Below are 19237 nucleotides of genomic sequence, written 5' to 3'. Positions count from 1 at the left end.
GTGTCATGCGCCCACACATGCTTGCGCGCGTGGTGAATGCAAAGTGTGAAGGCAAATTGACGCAGTTGTCGGGTCAGTTATCTGCCTCGCAACGTGTCTCCTTCACGGCATGTGAACTTTAAAAATGGCGAAATCCCTCAAGACGTCGTCGCCATTTGGGTGTTGGGGTCGATGCATGTCTGTCGCGATGCGGACCCTTCGAAAGATGGTCGTCATGCCTCCCCCTCATTCGTTGAGCAGCGACCCGATCAGTCATGACAGGGAGCGTTTCATGCATCAGGTCCGCCCACTTTCCGCATCGCTGCATGGCTTGATCGCATGATGTTGCGTCGAAGTGCGATGGCGCAGGCCCGCGCTGTCCACCCTGGGATTCCTGTTCGCGAATGCGTTGCGCGTGTCACGTCGCGGGCGCGCTCATCCTCAGCGAAGCCGTTTGCCTGTACGCGCGGCGAGAACACGGTTGGCCTTCGCCACCGCCCCAATGTCCCGATGGAGCCAAGTCATGGCAGATGAGAAACGCAAGATCGGCGTCGTTGCCGCCACCTTCCTCGTTGCCGGCAACATGATGGGCTCGGGGGTGTTTCTGCTGCCGGGCAGCCTGGCCAAAATCGGTGCCGTATCGATGTGGGGCTGGGTGGTCACCACCATCGGTTCGCTGCTGCTGGCGTTCGTATTCGCCAAGCTGGGACGACTCGCGCCGAAGGCGGGTGGCCCTTATGCCTATGCGCGCGATGCGTTCGGCCCGTACATGGGCTTTCAAACCAACACCGTTTATTGGTTCGCCAACTGGATCGGCAATGTCGCCCTGCCGGTGGCGGCCGTCGGCTACTTCAGTTTCTTCATCCCCTCCCTATCGCAGCCGATGGTACGCACCATCGTCGTGCTGGTGCTGATCTGGCTGTTTACCTTCGCCAATATCCTCGGCGCACAAGTGGTGACGCGCATCCAGTCCATCACCACCTCGTTCGCGCTGATCCCGCTGTTTGGCATCGCCATCTTCGGCTGGTTCTTCTTCAAATCCGATCTGTTCTCCGCGGCCTACAACGTCACCGGCAAGAGCGATTTCCAGGCTATCTCCGGCGCAGCCTCGCTCACGCTCTGGGCCTTTATCGGCGTGGAGTCCGCTTCGGTGTCGGCCGCCGTGGTGAAGGATCCGGAGAAGAACGTGGCCACCGCCACCATCGCCGGTGTAGCGCTAGCTGCTGTGGTGTACATCTCCAGCTCCGCCGTGATCATGGGCATGATCCCCAACGATCAGCTGCAGGTGGCCGATGCGCCGTTTGCGCTGGCCGCGCAGGTGGCGCTGGGCAACGTCGGCGGCGGTATCGTCAGCCTGTGCGCGGCACTGGGCGCCGGTGGTTCGCTGGGTGGCTGGATCCTGCTGACTGCCTTGAGTGCGAAAGCCGCCGGTGATGATGGCCTGTTTCCCAAGCTCTTCAGCAAGGCCAACAAAGACGACACGCCGGTGCAGGGCCTGCTGGTGGTCGGTGTGCTGATGTCGATGATCGTGCTGATCACTGCGGCATCCCCCACCGCGTCTGCTCAGTTTGAAGTGATCACCCAGGCGGCGGTGGTGCTGACCCTGCTGCCATACATCTACTCCTGCGTAGCGTGCTTCTTCGCGGTGGAGCTCAGCCACACCACGACGCACACCGGCTTCTATTGGGTACTTACCAGCCTCACCGTCGTGTACTGCCTGTGGGCCATCTTCGGCACCAACGGACAGCTGGTGACCTACGCCTTCCTCTTCATGTTGTTCATTTCCGTGTTCTACCCGTTCTTCAGCGAGCAACGCCGCCAGGACAAGGCCACCAAAGCCATGCTCCCCGGCACGCCACGCGTCTGAACCCAAGTTTTCCCTCGCCTTTGCGATTGATGGAGTCCGCTCATGTATTTCAACGCCCTCGATTACCCTGTCGTCATCATTGATGCCGACTACGATTCGCCGCGCATCAACGGCATCCTGATCCGTGCGCTGGCGGACGAGATCCGCGGCTACGACCATCGGGTGCTGAGCGGCCTCACCATGAGTGACGCCGAAGCGGGCGCGCGCACCTACAACGCGGCGTCAGCGGTGCTGATTTCGATCGACGGCACGGAAGAGGGGCCGCATCAGTTCGACCGGCTGTACGAATTCCTCAACACGCAGCTGGCTTACCGCGAGAACCTTCCCATCTTCCTCTACGGTGAGCGCCGCACGGTAGAGCAGGTGCCGACCAAGCTGCTCAGTATCACCCACGGTTTTATCTTCCTTTATGAAGACACCAAGAACTTCATCGCCAAGCAGGTGATGCGTGCTGCCGATGTGTACATGAATAACCTGCTGCCGCCCTTCTTCAAGGCGCTGGTGCACCATGCGGCGGAATCCAACTACTCATGGCACACGCCCGGCCATGGCGGCGGCGTGGCTTTCACCAAGTCGGCGACGGGTCGCGCGTTCCATCAGTTCTTTGGTGAAAACACGCTGCGCAGCGATCTCTCCGTGTCAGTGCCGGAGCTCGGTTCGCTGCTCGATCACACCGGTCCGGTGAAGGCTGCGGAGAACGAAGCAGCGCGGAACTTCGGTGCCGATCACACCTTCTTTGTCACCAATGGCACTTCGACCTCCAACAAGATCGTGTGGCATGGCACGGTGGCGCGCGGCGATGTGGTGTTTGTCGACCGCAATTGCCACAAATCGCTGCTGCATGCGTTGGTGATGACCGGTGCCGTGCCCGTGTACTTCACGCCCAGCCGCAATGCGCACGGCATCATCGGCCCGATCAGCCTCGACCAGTTCCAGCCCAAGGCGATGGCCAAGGCCATTGCCGAGCATCCGTTGGCCAGCAAGGTGGCCAAAGCCAAGGGCAAAGACTTCAAGCCAAAGATTGCCGTGGTGACCAACTCCACTTACGACGGTCTTTGCTACAACGTGGAAAAGATCGCCAAGGACATCGGCGGCGCAGTGGACTTTCTGCATTTCGACGAGGCGTGGTACGGCTACGCCGCGTTCCACGAGATGTACGAGAACCACTACGCAATGGCCAAGGGCAAGCCGCGCGACCAGGACCCGATCATCTTCGCCACGCAGTCCACGCACAAACTGCTCGCGGCGTTCTCGCAGGCCTCGATGATCCACGCGCGCAACAGCAAGACGCGCAAGCTGGACGTCGACCGGTTCAACGAAGCCTTCATGATGCACACCTCCACCTCGCCGCATTACGGCGTCATCGCGTCATGTGACGTCGCCTCGCGCATGATGGAAGGCCGCGCCGGCCGCAGCCTGATCGACCAGATGCACAAGGAGGCCATCGCCTTCCGTCGCGCCGTGCTGCACGTTGGCGACGGGCTCAAGAAGAGCGACTGGTGGTTCAGCGTGTGGCAGCCCACGGATCTGCAAGACCGCCTCGATGAAGGCGAGCGCGCCGCACAGCCGGTGACCACCAAGCAGGCCGACTGGAAGCTGGTGCCCAAGGCTCCGTGGCATGGCTTCGGCGATTTGGCGCGCGACTACGTGCTGATCGACCCGATCAAGGTCACGCTGATGATGCCGGGCCTCTCCATGGACGGCAAAATGCAAAAGCAGGGCATCCCTGCCACGGTTGTCAGCCGCTTCTTGTGGAGTCGTGGCATCACGGTGGAGAAGACCAACCTCTACTCCTTCCTGATCCTGTTCTCGATGGGCATCACCAAGGGCAAGTGGAGCACGCTCACCACCGAGCTGCTGGCGTTCAAGGAGCTGTACGACGCCAACGCGCCGCTGGACAAGGCGTTGCCGTCACTGGTCGCCGATTACCCCACGGCCTACGTCAACACCGGCCTGCGCGACCTGTGCGACGCGTTGCATACGTTCAACACCAAGAACAAGGTGGCGCAGGTCATGCGCGAGATGTACGTCGAGCTGCCCGAGCCGGTGATCACGCCCTCCGACGCTTACGACCGCCTGGTGCGTGGCGAAGTGGAGCGCGTGGAAATCGACAAGCTGCCGGGTCGCATCGCCGCGACCATGCTGGTGCCGTATCCGCCGGGTATCCCGGTGATCATGCCGGGCGAGAAGTTTGGCGCCAAGGATTCACCCATCATCGAATCGCTGCGTAGCGCCAAGGAGCAGAACGAGCACTTCCCAGGTTTTGAGTCGGATGTGCACGGGCTGATCGTGGAGCAGGGGCCGAACGGCCCGCGCTATGTGGTTGAGGTGTTGAAGAAGTAAGGGACCCTGTAGGAGCGCACTGGTGCGCGACCGCGGCGCGGCAGTGTCATCGCTCCGTTGGCTTGTCGCGCACAAGTGCGCTCCTACAAAAGAGCCTGAAGCAAGCCGTTCCTCCCACAAGAGCCCTCACGGCTCGGACATAATGTCCCCGACCAGCCATCGGGACTCAGGCATGGACACCTCCCGCGAACAAAGCCAGCTGCGCCTATCCATCGTCGTGACCTTTCTGGTCGGCGTGGCCTGCGTAGCCGTGGGCCTGCTGATGCGCTCGCAAGCCATCGCCTTCGACGGCTTCTACTCGTTGGTCGATGTCGTACTCACCGCTGGCGCGCTGTTGGTGTCACGTCTGGTCACCAGCGAAGGCAGCCGCCGCTTCCAGTTTGGCTACTGGCATCTGGAACCCTTGATGGTGGTGTTCAATGCCACCGTGCTCACCGCCATCTGCAGCTACGGCGGGTTTGCCGCATTGCATGGCCTGCTCACGGGTGGCCATGAACTCGCCTTCGGTTTCGGTGCGGTGTGGGCAGCCATCATGGGCGTGGTGAGCTTAGGCATGGCGCATTACATGCGGCGCCAATCCAAAGCATTGGATTCGGTGTTGCTGCAACTGGATGCACGCGGCTGGATCATCGGCGGTTGCATCAGCATCGCCGTGCTGCTCGGTTTTGCGCTGGCTGCAGTGATCGAAGGCGGCCCGCTGGATCACTGGACGCGCTACGTCGACTCCGCCGTTCTGCTGTTGCTGACCGTGGCGCTGCTGCCCTTGCCGCTGGCCAGCCTGTGGCAGGCCTTGCGTGAGGTGTTGCAGGTGGCACCCGATGCGTTGGATCAGCGCGTGCGCAAGGTCATGGCAGGGTTGGTGCTGGAGCGCGGCTATCAGGATTACGCGAGCTACGTGGCCAAGATCGGCCGCATGCGTTTCATCGACATCCACATCCTTGTCTCGCCCACCGAGCAGCTGGGCAGCATGCAGCACGTGGATGACATACGCAGCGACATCGCACGCCGCATCGGTAGTGATATCCGCGTTGAGTGGCTCACCATCGTCTTCACCGCCAAGCGCGAGTGGATGTAAACCTGCAATAACCTTGTAGGAGCGCACTTGTGCGCGACCGCAGCGCTCCGTCGCTTCCGTGTCGCGGGTTGGTCGCGCACAAGTGCGCTCCTACAGAAAAGCTGGATCGTCGTTACGCCAGCTTCTGCAGCCAGTCGCCCAGCTGCTTCAACACCTGGCTGCGCGACGGCTCGGCCTCGTTGAACAACTCGTGGTAGAGCGAATCGAAGTAGCGCGTGGTGAGGTACTTGCCAGCCAAGCTCGTCTCGGCAAAATCGCGACTGCCAGACGGGTTGACCAACTTATCCGCACCGGCCACCAGCAACAGTGTGGGTATCGTGAGCTTGCGGGAGTCACGTACGCAGGCATCACCCGCCCGAAAAATGAAATCCGCCATACGCGGCGTCACCCAGCCATGGCGCAACGGGTCGGCACGGTAGGCCGCTTCCACGTGCGGGTCATGCGAAAGCTTGTCGAACGCCAGCCCGTTGGGCATCGGCATACTCGGCAAGACCTTGGCCACCGCGCCGGCCAGCCGTTGCCGCCACACCGGCTCCCATGTACGAAGGGCAGGGGAGGAAAGCACCATGGCCGGCGGTTGGATGCGCTCATCCAGCACGCAGCGCGCTGCCACCAGCCCGCCCATGCTGTGGCCCAGCAGTAGCGGTGGCTTTGGCAGGTGGGCAGCGTAGTCGTTGTAGACCGTGGCGAGGTCTTCCAGCAGGTCGTCCGGATGGGACATGCCGCCGCGTATCCCCTTCGTATGGCCATGCCCGCGCTGGTCAAAGCTGCGCACTGCATAGCCTCGCGCGCGAAACCAGCCCGCCAGGCGCTGGTAACGGCCGCTGTGTTCGCCCAGCCCATGCACGATCAGCACCGCATCGTGAGCGCGCGGGTTGGGCCAGTCGCGCACAAACAGCGGCAGACCATCGGCCATGGTCAGGAGATGGGTGTGGTCGCTGGCGTGGTCGCCCGGGTGGTTCACAGCGCGCTCTCTACGGGAAATTGACGAATTCTGCACCAAGCGGGGCCCGCTTTGGCACCCATCACCTGGCCAAAAAAGAAGGGGAGTGGCCAGACCACTCCCCTTGCTGGATGGCGGCAGAGCCGGCAGAGCCGGCCAGGCCATCAGAAGTCCGTACGGAACTCCACGCCGATGATGCGCGGGTCGTTGACGAACGCAGTGCGGTTGTTGAAGTCGATCGCACCGACGATGTACTGCTTGTTGGTGATGTTGCGGCCGTACAGAGCGATTTCGCGCTTGCCGTAATCCCAGTTGTAGCCCAGGCGCACACCGCCCTCGAGCATCGGCTTGCCACGGAACTCCTCCGACTGGTACAGGAAGAAGTTCACTTCGCTGCGGTAATCCCAGTCGGTGTAGATGAAGAACTCGCCGCTGTCGCCGTACGGGATGCCGTAGCGCGCGGTGAAGTTGCCGATCCACTTCGGTGCATTCGGCAGCGAGTTGCCGTTGATCAGCACGTTGCCGTTCGCATCCAGCGGGTTGAGGATGGTGCAGCCCGCACCGCAGGGCGCCACGGCCAGCGTGGGGTCCTTCAGCTCGGTGTGGTTGTAGCTGCCACCAGCCGTCAGCACGAAATTCGGAGTGACGTAGGCTTCGAGATCGAACTCCGCACCGTAACCGCGCGTCCTGGCCGCATTGACCAGGCGCGTGACGTTGGTATCGCCGCCCACTGCAGTGAGCTGCTGGTCGTGCATGTAGTAGTTGAACACGTCGGCGTTGAAGCGCAGACGGTTGTCCATGCCCGTGGTCTTCACACCCAGTTCGTACGAGGTGATGGTTTCCGGCTTCGCCACCGAAATGAAGTCGGAGAACAGCACGCGACCCTGCACGCTCGGTGCGCGGAAGCCATTGGCGATGCGGCCGTACACGTTGACGTTGGGGTTCAGTTCCCACGTGCCGGTCAGGTCGCCGCTCCAGCGCGAGTCATGCGGGCTGGCGCTGAGCGACAGCGGGCCGCCGCCGATGGGCGACAGGATGCGGTCCACATGGAAGTCACGCGAATCATGCGACCAGCGTGCACCCGCACGCACGTCGAAGTCGTCGGCCACGCGATAGTCCGCCGAGCCGAACACCGCCCACGCCGTGGTGGTCTGCGTCTGCTGCGCGTAACCGTCCATCGCGTGATTGTTGAGCGTGTTGTAGTCGTAATTGACGATCGCGATGTCTTCGTTGAAGTAGTACGTGCCTACCTGCCAATTCAGACGATCCTGCGGATTGCTCGCCAGGCGGAATTCCTGCGTGAACTGGCGATCGTGCGGCAGCGCATCCGCCGTCTCCGACGGGAATGGCGTCACGTACGGCAGCTGGCTCGGGTTGAGCGGAATAGCGATACCGCCGTCCACGTCGCCTCGGCTGTAGGTGTCAGCCTTTTCGAAGCCGGTGATCGAGGTGAGGCTGTAGTCGCCCACGTTCCAGGTGAGGTGCACATTGCTGCCCCAGGTAAACAGGTGCTGTTTATTGAGGCCGTCCTGAAACACCGTGTCACGCTTGAAGCCCGGCACCAGACTGTCGCTGCCCAGCGGAATAGCGTTGGCGCGATTCACTTCCGCGGTGCCGTCCAGCCAGCGCGCATGCGTGTTGATCAGCGCGTTGAAGCCGTCGTTGTCGTACATCAACTGCAGACGCACCGCACGGTCGTTGTAACCGCCCAGCGAATCCTTCTGGTTGGTGTAGTCGTTGCTGATCCAGTTGTCGCGATGCTGCGCCAGCGCAGACACGCGTGCCGACCAGTGCGAGCTCAGCGCGCCACCCAGCGCCGCTTCGGCATTCGCGGTGCCCTTGCTGCCGTAGGAAACGCGGGCGTAACCGCTGGTGTCCTGGCTCGGCTTGCGCGAATCAAACTTGATCACACCGGCGGGCGAGTTACGGCCGAACATGGTGCCCTGCGGACCACGCAGCACTTCCACCTGATCCAGATCGAATAGCGGGAAACCCTTGAGGATGGGGTTCTCCTGCACGATGTCGTCGTACACCATCGACACCGGCTGCGATGCGTTCAAGTCGAAGTCGCTGTTGCCCAGGCCACGGATGTAAAAACGCGGGAACTCACGGCCGTACGACGTCTCTGCATACACGCTCGGTGCGCGGCCCGCGAGCTGCAGCACGGTGTCGCCAGACTGGCCGTAGTTGTCCAGCTTTTCGGGCGTCAGCACCGTCATCGAAATCGGCACCTTCTGCAGATTCTCGACGCGCTTTTCTGCGGTCACGTTGACGGTTTCAAGCTGCGTGGTCTTGCCACTCGTCGATTTGGCCGGTGTCGTGGCGGCAGGTGCGCTGGCATCCTGTGCGTGGGCAACGGTGCCCATGGCGAGAGCGCTGGCAATCGAAAGAGCGAGCACGGCAAAGCGCGTCGGGCTTGCGGCGGTCATTGGTAAGTTCCCAGAGAGAAAAAAGGCAACAAGTGCCGCAAGAACGTACCCTTGAGTACGGCGGCTTAACGATATTGTCACGTAATTCTGTCACGTACTAAAGCGTATTATTTTACGATTGCTTGGTAAAAGGCCTACACGCCCCCAAGTTTTCCCTCTCAAGAAGCCGTTGCGCCGGGCTTAAGTCCATGCCTATGCACGATTTTCATCCTGCCGTTGCCGCCTGGTTCCAAGGCGCCTTCAGCGCGCCCACGGCGCCGCAGATAGCCGCTTGGCCGTCCATTCGTTCAGGCAAGCACACCCTGGTGGCGGCCCCAACGGGCTCCGGCAAAACGCTCACTGCCTTCCTGTCGGCCATCGATGGTTTGGTGCGGGAAGGCGTGGCGAATGGCGGCGTGCTGCCTGACGCCACCACCGTGGTGTACGTGTCGCCGCTGAAAGCGCTCTCCAACGACATCCGCATCAACCTCGAAGCGCCGCTGGAAGGTATCCGCGCCGAGCTGGCCAGCATGGGCCTGCCCGATGTGGCTATCCGCACCGCCGTACGCACTGGCGACACGCCACAGGCCGAACGCTCGTGGATGTTCAAACAGCCGCCGCACATTCTCGTCACCACGCCGGAATCGCTCTACATCCTGCTGGGCTCAGAATCCGGCCGCGCGATGCTCGCCAGTACGCGCACGGTGATCGTGGACGAGATTCACGCGGTAGCCGCGAGCAAGCGCGGCTCACATCTGGCGCTTTCGCTCGAGCGACTGGAATCACTGTGCCAACGACGCTTGTTGCGCATTGGATTGTCCGCAACCCAAAAGCCCATCGAGGAAGTCGCGAAGTTCCTGGTCGGAGCGCACGCAAAGCTCCCTCTCCCCGCCGGGGCACGCGGGGAGCGGCCGTGGATGGCCGCGGCTTTGAGGAGCGAGGAGAGGGTTGGGGTGAGGGGTCAATCTAGCGACACCACCTCAAAAAAACGCGCTTCAAAAAACACTGAGGCAAGCCCCGCCCCCTCATCCGACCCTTCGGGCCACCTTCTCCTCGCTCCTCAAAGCGGGGGCCATCCATGGCCCCTCCCCGCGTGCCCCGTAGGGGAGAAGGATCAGGTAAGCATCATCGACATCGGCCACACCCGCACGCGCGATCTCGCCATTGAAGTCCCGCCGATGCCGCTGGAAGCCGTGATGTCCAACGACTGCTGGGAGTTGGTCTACAACCGCCTCTCGCAACTGGTGGAAACCCATCGCACCACGCTCGTGTTCGTCAACACACGCCGCATGGCCGAGCGCGTCTCGCGACATCTCTCAGAGCGACTCGGCAAAGAAGCGGTAGCCGCTCACCACGGCAGCCTTGCCAAAGAGCAGCGCCTTGACGCCGAGCAACGCCTCAAGCGCGGTGACCTCAAAGTGCTGGTAGCCACGGCATCGCTGGAACTCGGTATCGACATCGGCGACGTCGATCTCGTCTGCCAGCTCGGCTCGCCACGTTCCATCGCCGCGTTTCTGCAGCGCGCCGGCCGCTCGGGTCACGCCGTGGGCGGAACACCCAAGGCGCGTCTGTTCCCCTCTACACGCGACGACCTGGTGGAATGCACCGCCTTGCTCGACTGCGTGCGTCGCGGCGAACTCGATGCGCTCATCCAGCCGCCGCAACCACTAGACGTACTGGCGCAGCAGATCGTGGCCGAAGTGGCCTGCCAGGAATGGAACGAAGACGCACTCTTCGACACGCTGCGTCGCGCGTACCCCTATCGTGACCTGGCGCGCGAACAGTTCAACGCCATCGTGCGCATGCTGGCCGACGGCTTCACTACACGGCGCGGCGCACGCGCGGCCTACATTCACCGCGACGCCGTGCATGGCCAATTGCGCGCCCGACGCGGTGCGCGGCTGACCGCCATCACGTCGGGCGGGGCCATCCCCGATACCGCCGACTACCTGGTCGTGCTGGAACCCCAGGCCACCATCATCGGCACCGTCAACGAAGACTTTGCCGTCGAAAGTCTGGCGGGTGATGTATTCCAGCTAGGCAACACCAGCTACCGCATCCAGCGCGTAGAGCGCGACCGCCTGCGCGTGGAAGATGCGCAAGGCGTGCCGCCCAACATTCCCTTCTGGCTGGGTGAAGCACCCGGCCGCACCGCCGAGCTCTCACACGGCGTATCGCGCCTGCGCGAAGACATTTCCGAACATCTCGACCAAGGCGGTGCGCCGGCCGTATCGCACTGGCTCATGCACGCACTGGGGCTGAGCGAAGCCGCCGCGCAACAGCTGGCTGACTACATGGCCGCCGCGAAAGCATCACTCGGCGTGTTGCCCACGCAGCAGAACCTGGTGTTCGAGCGCTTCTTCGACGAATCCGGCGGCACCCAGCTCATCATCCACACGCCCTGGGGTAGCCGCATCAACCGCGCGTGGGGCCTCGCCTTGCGCAAGCGCTTCTGCCGCCAGTTCAATTTCGAATTGCAGGCAGCGGCCACCGAAGACGCCATCGTGCTGTCGCTGTCCACCAGCCACAGCTTTCCGCTGGAGGAAGTCGCGCGCTACTTGCATTCCAGCTCCGCCGAACACGTGCTGATACAGGCACTGTTGGATGCACCGCTATTCCCCGCGCGCTGGCGTTGGAACGCCACCACCGCCTTAGCGCTGCCGCGCTTTCAAGGTGGCCGCAAAGTGCCGCCGCAATTGCAGCGCATGAAAAGCGAAGACCTGCTCGCCACCGTCTTCCCCGACCAGGTGGCCTGCCTCGAAAACATCGTGGGCGAACGCGAAATTCCCGATCACCCCCTGGTCAACCAGACCCTGCACGACTGCCTGCGCGAAGCCATGGACGTCGACGGCCTGCTGCATGTGCTGCGCGGGCTGGAAGAGGGCGACATCACCTTCGTCGCACGCGACCTCGCTGCACCAAGCCCCCTGGCCGGCGAAGTGCTCACCGCCGCACCGTACGCCTACCTCGACGACGCACCACTGGAAGAACGCCGCACCCAAGCCGTGCAATCCCGCCGCTGGTCCGACCCCGAAAGCGCCGACGATCTTGGCCGCCTCGACGCCGACGCCATCGACGCCGTGCGCGAAGAAGCCTGGCCGCAAGTGCGCAGCGCCGACGAAATGCACGAAGCACTGGGCATTCTCGGTGGCATCACCCAGTACGAAGCCGATGCCAACGAAGGTTGGAACGACTGGCTCAAGGCCCTCGCCAAAAACCATCGTGCGACGCGCCTAGCTCCCTCTCCCCTCTGGGGAGAGGGTTGGGGTGAGGGGTCACGCTCGCCTCAGTCCGAAACAGAAGCGACGAACAACGCCATCTGGACCACCGCCGAATCCCTCCCCAAGTGGCAAGCCATCCACCCGGCCGCCACCCTGCACCCACCCATCACCGCCCCCGCCGAATACGCATCCCAGCCATGGCCGCGCGAAGACGCCCTGCTGGAACTCGTCCGCGGCCGCCTCACCGGCAGCGGCCCCATCACCGTCGCCCAACTCGCCACCGCGCTGCACGTCGAGCCCAGCGACATCGACCTCGCCCTGATCCGCCTTCAATCCGAAGGCTACGTCATGCAAGGCCACTTCACCCCCGGCACGCACGACATCGAATGGTGCGAACGCCACCTGCTCGCACGCATCCACCGCTACACCATCGGCCGCCTGCGCCGCGAAATCGAACCCGTCAGCCGCCGCGACCTGATGCGCTTCCTGTTCGACTGGCAACACGTCGCCCCCGGCGCACGCCTTAGCGGCCCCGACGCCTTGCCCGCCGTGCTCACCCAGCTCGAAGGCTTCGAAGCCGCCGCCGGCGCCTGGGAAAGCGAGCTGCTGCCCGCACGCATTGACGACTACTCCATCACCTGGCTCGACGAACAATGCCGCGCCGGCCGCGTCAGCTGGAGCCGCCTGCGCAGCGGCACTGGCAGCGGCGGTGGCCCGGTGCGCGCCACCCCCATCGTGCTGCTGCCACGCCGCAGCGTACCCATCTGGACCCACGCCGCCGCCGTCGACGGCAACGCACAAGACGTCGCCATCTCCTCCCGCGCCCAAGCCGTACTCGACACGCTGCGCGACCACGGCGCCCTGTTCTTCGACCAGCTGATGAGCGACACCCACCTGCTGCGCACCGAACTCGAAGACGCCCTGGGCGAACTCGTCGCCGCCGGTCGCATCACCGCCGACAGCTTCGCCGGCCTGCGCGCCTTGCTCGTGCCCGCCGCCAAACGCGACGCCCACCGCCACCGCCGCCTGCGCCGCCATATGCTCACCGGCATCGAAGATGCCGGCCGCTGGTCGTTAGTGAGGTCAAATCGTGCATCGCTTCTCCCCTCCGGGGAGAAGCTGCCCGGCAGGGCTGATGAGGGGCGGGTGCTCGCGAAAGAGTCGAAAGGCGCGGCCACCACCGACCAAGACCCCATCGAACACATCGCCCGCGCCTTGCTCCGCCGCTACGGCGTCGTCTTCTGGAAACTGCTGGAACGCGAAGCCCCCTGGCTCCCCAGCTGGCGCGAACTGCTACGCGTCTACCACCGCCTGGAAGCCCGCGGCGAAATCCGTGGCGGCCGCTTCGTCGAAGGCCTCGTAGGCGAACAATTCGCCCTACCCGAAGCCATCGCCCGCCTGCGCGCCGTACGCCAACGGCAGCCCGAGAACGAACTCGTGTGCATCAGCGGCTCCGACCCACTCAACCTCGTCGGCACCGTACTCGCCGGCAACAAACTACCCGCCGTCACCGGCACCCGCGTGCTCTACGAAGACGGCGTACCCGTCGCCGCCTGGGTCGCCAACAAACCCCAATGGCTGGCGGAATCCACCCCCACCCAGCAACAACACTGGCGCAACGCACTACTGCGCCGCGCAGACCCCGACCACCTAAAGGCCGCAGCACAAGCAGCTGGCTTCAACGACTAGAGAGCCCCCATCCCCCTCACCGTCATTCCGGCGAAGGCCGGAATCCAGTGACTTTGGCTCTTAAGCTGCGCGGACTCTCAGCGGGAAACGAGGAGCATGGGTGAGCCGACGGCGGGGCTCACTCACTGTAATCCCCGATATAAACCAACAACCCATCCCGCTGCCGAAACTCACTCCGCCCGTTCAACGTAATCGACTGCCCCGCGCGCACCCCATTGGGCAAATCCACCGCAAACGTACCGTCGAACAGAATGTGCGCCGTCGCCGTCCCATCCCGCTCCTCATAAGCCAGGATCACCTGCCGCCGCGCAGCAAACAGAAAAAGCGAACTCTCCGCCAGGTGCCGCAACTCATCGACGCCAAACGTTCGCACGCTCAGCACCCCCGCGGTGTAATTCTCAAACACCACCTCGCGATGCATCGTGGCCACCATGCCGTCGACATCCATGCGGTTATAGCCAGCCAGGTAACGTTCAATCAGCTCGCGCATGGCGCATCCTTCAAAAAACAGGCGCCAAAGCCGGCGCGACAGCGCAAAGTCTACGTTACCCGCGCCATCCCGCCGAATTCCCACCCCAAAACCAGCCCGACCCCCGTCGACGCCCCAGCCCCGCCCCGCTAACATGTCCAACCCGCCCCGGCGCAACGCCGGCACGCAAGGGCCTATAGCTCAACGGTTAGAGCAGGGGACTCATAATCCCTTGGTTCCAGGTTCGAATCCTGGTGGGCCCACCATCTAAGGCGCGACTTTGGGTGTCACTTGCGGGATCTCGGAAGCTTTTTGCAGACGGGGCAATGATTCCTCAGAAGTTTGGCTGCAGAAGTTCGAAAGCCCCCCACCGGCACTAGTGGTAGTACATCAATCCGCCTAAACATCCTAGGTTGGATTGTCTGGCGCTGACACCGCTTGGTAAGGTAATGGTGCCTGCGTCATAGGCTTGCGGTTCGTCAAAGGTGGGATCGGTGAGGAGCTTCGTGCCGCCGACCTCGATCAAGGCTGTCGGGCCGCCAATGAGGGTAAGAACAACGTTCATTGAGTATGAAATCCTTTTGCGGGGAAATTGCCAGGCAACCAATATGCGTGGGATGGGATGGCGTCTTATCGTGATACTTGATGGGCGACGCTTCTCAGCCAGAGTCGCCACTCGGCGTTACGCTCACGCTACGAAATGTTCTCCATAGAAGACCACGGTTGGCGGCAGCAATCTGTGCCGAGCAAGAGACAATGGATCGCTGATGGTCACGACGTCGGCGAAATCTATAACGTGCGCAAGGCTAAGGGTCGCTTGTGGCAATTCTTCTGCGAACAGTAAGTTTGGTGACAGGCCCACAAGGCCAATGACGATCACGATCGGGCCGTACCCATCCCGTGCAGGCTCACCGGTTCCTGTTCACCGATACGGTCAACAAATTTCGCTATCAGCGGGGCAATCATCGGCAGGCATTCCTCTAGTGCGAAGTGCCCAGTATCAAGTACATGCAGTTCAGCATCCGGCACATCGTCCAGATAGGCCTGCGCGCCAGCCTCCACAAAGAACGGATCGTGACGCCCCCAGAAAATCAGCGTAGGCGGCTGATGTTCGCGCAACCAGGCCTGCCACTGCGGATACAGCGCGATGTTGGAGTGGTAGTTCAGCGCGAGATCGATCTGGATCTGTGCACGGCCGGGCAGGTCGAGGAAGTGCTGATCCATGGTCCAACCATCGGGGGCGATGAGCTCGGGGTGTGCCGCGCCGGTAAGGTACTGGCTCCGTGTCATCTGCAGCGTCAGCAGGCCAAGCACGCCTTCCTCGGCGCCTTTCACACCTGGCTTCATCGCCGTGAACTCCTGTGCGATCGGGCTGAGACCGGCTGTGTAAGCGTTGCCATTCTGGATCACCAAACCCTCGATCCACTCCGGGTGACGCGCCGCAAGACGAAAACCCACCGGCGCACCAAAGTCGAACATATAGGCCACGAAGCGATCCAGACCGAGTGCGTGACAAAAGCCCTCGATCACATCCGCCAAGCTGTCGAAGCTATAGGCGAACGGCCCGCCCAACGTGGCAGGCACGGGCGCGTCACTGTGGCCAAAGCCGGGATAGTCCGGCGCGACCAGGTGATAGCGATCGCCCAGTGCATCCATCAGCCGGCGGTACTGATGTGACGAGGACGGAAAGCCATGCAGAAGCAACAGGGTCGGTGCGTCCTTGGGGCCGGCTTCCCGATAGAAGACCTTGATGCCGTTGACGTCAACGTAATGATGGGTGACCTGTGGGATGTTCATCGGATGGGCTTCTTTCGCATCGAGGTGTGCGCATGATGGAGAGAATGGCCCTTACCCGTAAGATGCCTACCTCCGAATTCACTATTCACTCCGAGCGAACGACCGCATGAGCGAAGTCAGAGGCATCAATCTCAACCGGCTGGCAGTGTTCGTCGCGGTGGTCGAAGAGGGAACATTGGCCGGCGCCGCACGACGGCTCGACGTGGCCAACGCGCTCGTCACCACTCACATCCAGAAGCTGGAGGCCGAACTTCGCGCCACCTTGCTGGTGCGTACCACCCGTCGCCTGGGTCTGACCGAAGCCGGGCAAGCCTTCTACGAAGCGAGCCGTGCCATCGTCGAGCAGGCCGAAGCGGCCATCGAATCCGCACGCTGTCACAGCGGCGAAGTCACCGGCACCCTGCGCGTCACCGCGCCCATGGACTATGCCGCAACCGTCATCGCACCGGTCGCCGCCGCGCTGACTCAAGCACACCCTTCACTACGCATCGAACTCATCACAGCCGACCGCGTGCTGGATCTGGTCGCCGAGCGTGTCGATATCGGCATTCGTCTTGGCTGGCTCGCGGACTCCAGCCATCAGGCCGTGAAACTAGGCAGCTTTGCCCTATGGCTGGTTGCCAGTCCCAGCCTGTTGCGCGCCGGTGGACTGCCGAGGTCCCCGCAAGACCTGTCGGGGCGGCCGATGGCGGCGTTCTCGGTACTTCAAAAACCGGTTCAATGGACATTCGCCGGGCCGCAAGGTGAAGCCGAGGAGGTGTTCTTCGACGCCGTGTTTACCGCCGACTCGGTGGTGGCTCTGAAGCAGGTTGTGCTGGGTGGCGCCGGTTTCGGCGTGATGACGGATTTCACCGTAAGCCAGGATATTGAAGCGGGCAGGCTGATTCGCGTGTTGCCGCAGTGGAAGCTCCCCGAAGGAGGCATCTATGCGGTGTTTCCCGCTTCGACGCAGCGAGCGCTCAAGGTCAAAGTGTTTGTGGATGCGCTGCGGGCGCATGTGGAGGGTAGAAACCATTGAGGCGCAGCGCAGCTTGGCCGAACCTCTGCAAAACCGGGGTCAGAGTGCTCTTTCACTGTATTGAGAAACCGCATGGCGACGCACACACCACCGAAGATCGAAGCGTTCCTCAACGATCTGTTCTCGACACCCACCGGTGGGATGCCTCGCGTTTTCGATCCGTGGAACGCCGTCTCCATCGATGACATTGCCTCCGACGCGGTAGAGCGCCGCCGGGAGCGTCTGAGACTTCATCTATCCGCGCCAGCGCCGAGGCTGCTGCTTGTCGGCGAGGCACCCGGCTATCAGGGTGCGCGGGTGACGGGTTCCCCATTTACCTCTGAAGCTCTGCTGCTTGAAGAAGGCGTGCCGCGCATTGGGAGGTTGGATGGCCGACTTACTTCGCGGCGCCTCCCTTGGCGCGAGCCTTCATCCACTATCGTGTGGCGTGCTCTACGCGAAGAAGGCCTAACGGAGCAAACCATTCTGTGGGGTGCGTTCCCTTGGCACCCGCATGGTGATGATCCCTTGTCGAACCGACCGCCCAATGAAACCGAGAAGGCCGTCGGCGCGACGTTGCTGCGTAAGCTGATCGATGCGCTACCCACCGTCACGGTGGTTGCCGTGGGTAATGTAGCCGCCGATTCACTTCGCAGGATCGAAGTGGAGGCGGAAAAGATCCGGCACCCCTCGAATGGTGGTGCAATGGCATTTCGCACCGGACTCGCGGTGGTGGCAAGCGAGATCCGGCACGCGGGAAAAGGTCCCTGACCCCTTTTCACTCTCTTGCGACGGTACGCGCAAGCTTGCATGATGGATGGAGGGGCGACGTGGCTCACCGAGTCCGTTGCGACGTCAGGGAAGCGTCACGGGGGGGGATATGTACAGCACCGCGCTGCGTGCTTCTTGCGCGTCGTTTTTTGTTGCCGACATTTTGGCAAGTCACGAGCTGGAACAATCCCGAAGTCGGATGGAGCGCGCAGAAAAGCACGAGATGCGCGCCATCGATAGCGGCTCTATTCCTGCAACGCGGAACCGAATGAGTGGATCCTTCGCGGATACGCGCGTGTATGAGGATGTCGGCAGTTGCCACGGCGGCGAACGGAATCCCAGCGCGCGCGCACTATCTTCGGTCGCTACGAGGTCAAAACCAGACAAGTCATTCCAGCGGTTATCTCGGCACACGGCGAGCTAGGCAGAGATTCCTTCTGGCGCTCTTTGCAGGGCAGTGACGATGCGTGCGGGGAAACCGGCCGACTACGTTCGGCCCTTTGATGCACTTTCTAAGTGATGCCTGGGCCAGGTTCGGCTCTTTTAAAAAGGTGAAGGGGGAGAAATGAAGAAGCTGTGGTTCGTGGCCGTCGTTTGCGGCCTTTTAAGTGCGTGCGCAACCGTCAATCCGATGGCGGTAGACAAGACATCAACAACCGTCGACACAACAAGCAAAGCGATCGTGTTGATGACCATCGATGTTTCCCGTTCCGATAGCAGCCGCTATGTTCCCGAACCGTTTGTCGTAAAGGTTGAACGGCCCGGAGCGCAGTCAAAGTCCGATCGCGACAACTTCAAATTCGATAAGGAAGTTGCAACTTTCCAGGTCGATGGCCATCCCGTCTACATGGTTAGCATGGCGCTCGCGCCTGGCGAGTACGTGCTCGAAGACGTCACAGGGAAGGCGAGCGCATTTCCATTCAACAGCTTGTTCAGCGTGCCTCTCTTGATTCACTTCACGGTGAAGCCGAATTCTGTGGCTTATGTCGGCCACCTCACTGCGAAGCTTCGCCCGCGAAAGGACGGTGAGTTCCGCGCGGGGCCCCTTCTGCCGCTCATCGACCAGAGTGTGACGGGTATGTCCACCAGCACCTGGGACATCTCCATCGACGATCGTTACGCACTCGAGGCTCAGCGCTTCCGCGCCGAGTACAAGGCTCTATCGAGCACGACCATCGAGGACTATCCGCTCCCTCCCTTTGACCGCGCCGTGGTGCAGCGCTGGTGGGATGGAGCGAATAGCGACGACAAGAAGAACGTTGCGGCATCTCAGCCGAAGGCGGCGAAGGCTAACTAGAGCTACCCGCCGGAGCGAGGCCTTGACCATGGGAGCATCTGGTCCGGGCCTCGGCTCTTCGCCCCATCCAAGAAAGACAATCTGGAAAGGATGTCCGCTCCCGACGGCGACTTCAGGCGATGAACGCAACACACTGTAGAAGCGCAAGCGAAAGGAGTGTTGCCCATGGCCGTACCCCGGAGGCATGTCACCGACGCTGACTGGTCGCTGATATCAGACCGATCGATGGACGTCGGCCTTGAGCTCGGGTTTTGGCGGACCACTCGCGTCCCCATCAGGTCTTTCGCCGATAGGCCCTAAGCACTAGTACGACCTGCATAAGCTAACCGCGACCCAGTTGTGGCGGGCTTTCCACCAGCTGAGCACACCTGCAACCCCTGA

General features: G+C 62.3%; 11 protein-coding genes, 1 tRNA gene and 2 pseudogenes. 9 read left to right on the top strand and 5 right to left on the bottom strand.

Translation table 11 applies throughout. The features are described from left to right. The first annotated feature begins 502 nt into the window (after positions 1–502). From adiC to AC0GUR_RS12420, 3 genes are all read left to right on the top strand, one after another. Positions 503–1846 carry an arginine/agmatine antiporter gene (adiC, locus tag AC0GUR_RS12430; protein WP_472877797.1) on the top strand — a complete coding sequence of 448 codons (1344 nt, stop codon included), beginning with the start codon at positions 503–505 and terminating at the stop codon, positions 1844–1846. Between the two features lie 42 nt (positions 1847–1888). Further along, positions 1889–4189, top strand: coding sequence for an Orn/Lys/Arg family decarboxylase (locus AC0GUR_RS12425; protein WP_472877796.1), 2301 nt, complete (start codon positions 1889–1891; stop codon positions 4187–4189). A 172-nt stretch (positions 4190–4361) separates the two neighbouring features. Next, the gene (locus tag AC0GUR_RS12420) at positions 4362–5264 is read left to right on the top strand and encodes a cation diffusion facilitator family transporter (protein WP_472877795.1); all 903 of its coding nucleotides are present in this window, start codon (positions 4362–4364) and stop codon (positions 5262–5264) included. Positions 5265–5376: 112 nt separating this feature from the next. Here the strand turns inward: AC0GUR_RS12420 and AC0GUR_RS12415 are convergent, their stop codons facing one another. Both AC0GUR_RS12415 and AC0GUR_RS12410 read right to left on the bottom strand, forming a co-directional pair. Continuing rightward, complete coding sequence (locus AC0GUR_RS12415) at positions 5377–6228, bottom strand: alpha/beta hydrolase (protein WP_472877794.1); 852 nt, start codon at positions 6226–6228, stop codon at positions 5377–5379. Between the two features lie 143 nt (positions 6229–6371). Further along, positions 6372–8636, bottom strand: a complete 2265-nt coding sequence (locus tag AC0GUR_RS12410; protein WP_472877793.1) for a TonB-dependent receptor — start codon at positions 8634–8636, stop codon at positions 6372–6374. Between the two features lie 188 nt (positions 8637–8824). On the opposite strand from AC0GUR_RS12410, the pseudogene AC0GUR_RS12405 reads away from it, so the two are divergent. After that, positions 8825–9490 (top strand): annotated as a pseudogene (locus tag AC0GUR_RS12405) (DEAD/DEAH box helicase); the annotation flags it as partial. 192 nt (positions 9491–9682) lie between these two features. Then, positions 9683–13525, top strand: a pseudogene (locus AC0GUR_RS12400) (Lhr family helicase); the annotation flags it as partial. Between the two features lie 118 nt (positions 13526–13643). Here AC0GUR_RS12400 and AC0GUR_RS12395 read toward each other — a convergent pair. Then, positions 13644–14015, bottom strand: coding sequence for a nuclear transport factor 2 family protein (locus tag AC0GUR_RS12395; protein WP_472877792.1), 372 nt, complete (start codon positions 14013–14015; stop codon positions 13644–13646). 169 nt (positions 14016–14184) lie between these two features. On the opposite strand from AC0GUR_RS12395, the gene AC0GUR_RS12390 reads away from it, so the two are divergent. Beyond that, positions 14185–14260, top strand: a tRNA-Ile gene (locus AC0GUR_RS12390). Between the two features lie 110 nt (positions 14261–14370). Here the strand turns inward: AC0GUR_RS12390 and AC0GUR_RS12385 are convergent. Both AC0GUR_RS12385 and AC0GUR_RS12380 read right to left on the bottom strand, forming a co-directional pair. After that, positions 14371–14559, bottom strand: a complete 189-nt coding sequence (locus tag AC0GUR_RS12385) for a hypothetical protein (RefSeq protein WP_472877791.1) — start codon at positions 14557–14559, stop codon at positions 14371–14373. Between the two features lie 311 nt (positions 14560–14870). After that, the gene (locus tag AC0GUR_RS12380) at positions 14871–15791 is read right to left on the bottom strand and encodes an alpha/beta fold hydrolase (RefSeq protein WP_472877790.1); all 921 of its coding nucleotides are present in this window, start codon (positions 15789–15791) and stop codon (positions 14871–14873) included. Positions 15792–15897: 106 nt separating this feature from the next. On the opposite strand from AC0GUR_RS12380, the gene AC0GUR_RS12375 reads away from it, so the two are divergent. The 3 genes from AC0GUR_RS12375 (at position 15898) to AC0GUR_RS12365 (ending at position 18856) form a co-directional block, all read left to right on the top strand. Beyond that, positions 15898–16809 (top strand): LysR family transcriptional regulator, encoded by a 912-nt coding sequence (locus AC0GUR_RS12375; RefSeq protein ID WP_472877789.1) that lies wholly within the window; start codon positions 15898–15900, stop codon positions 16807–16809. A gap of 72 nt (positions 16810–16881) precedes the next feature. Beyond that, entirely contained in the window at positions 16882–17559 is a 678-nt protein-coding gene (locus tag AC0GUR_RS12370; RefSeq protein ID WP_472877788.1) for a uracil-DNA glycosylase, read from the top strand. Positions 17560–18124: 565 nt separating this feature from the next. Further along, positions 18125–18856 carry a hypothetical protein gene (locus AC0GUR_RS12365; RefSeq protein ID WP_472877787.1) on the top strand — a complete coding sequence of 244 codons (732 nt, stop codon included), beginning with the start codon at positions 18125–18127 and terminating at the stop codon, positions 18854–18856. The last annotated feature ends 381 nt before the right edge of the window (positions 18857–19237 follow it).

Source organism: Dyella sp. PARNA 12/25 (assembly GCF_055702865.1).
The sequence above is the reverse complement of the archived record's forward strand: the minus strand, read 5'-3'. Positions and strand labels throughout refer to the sequence as shown.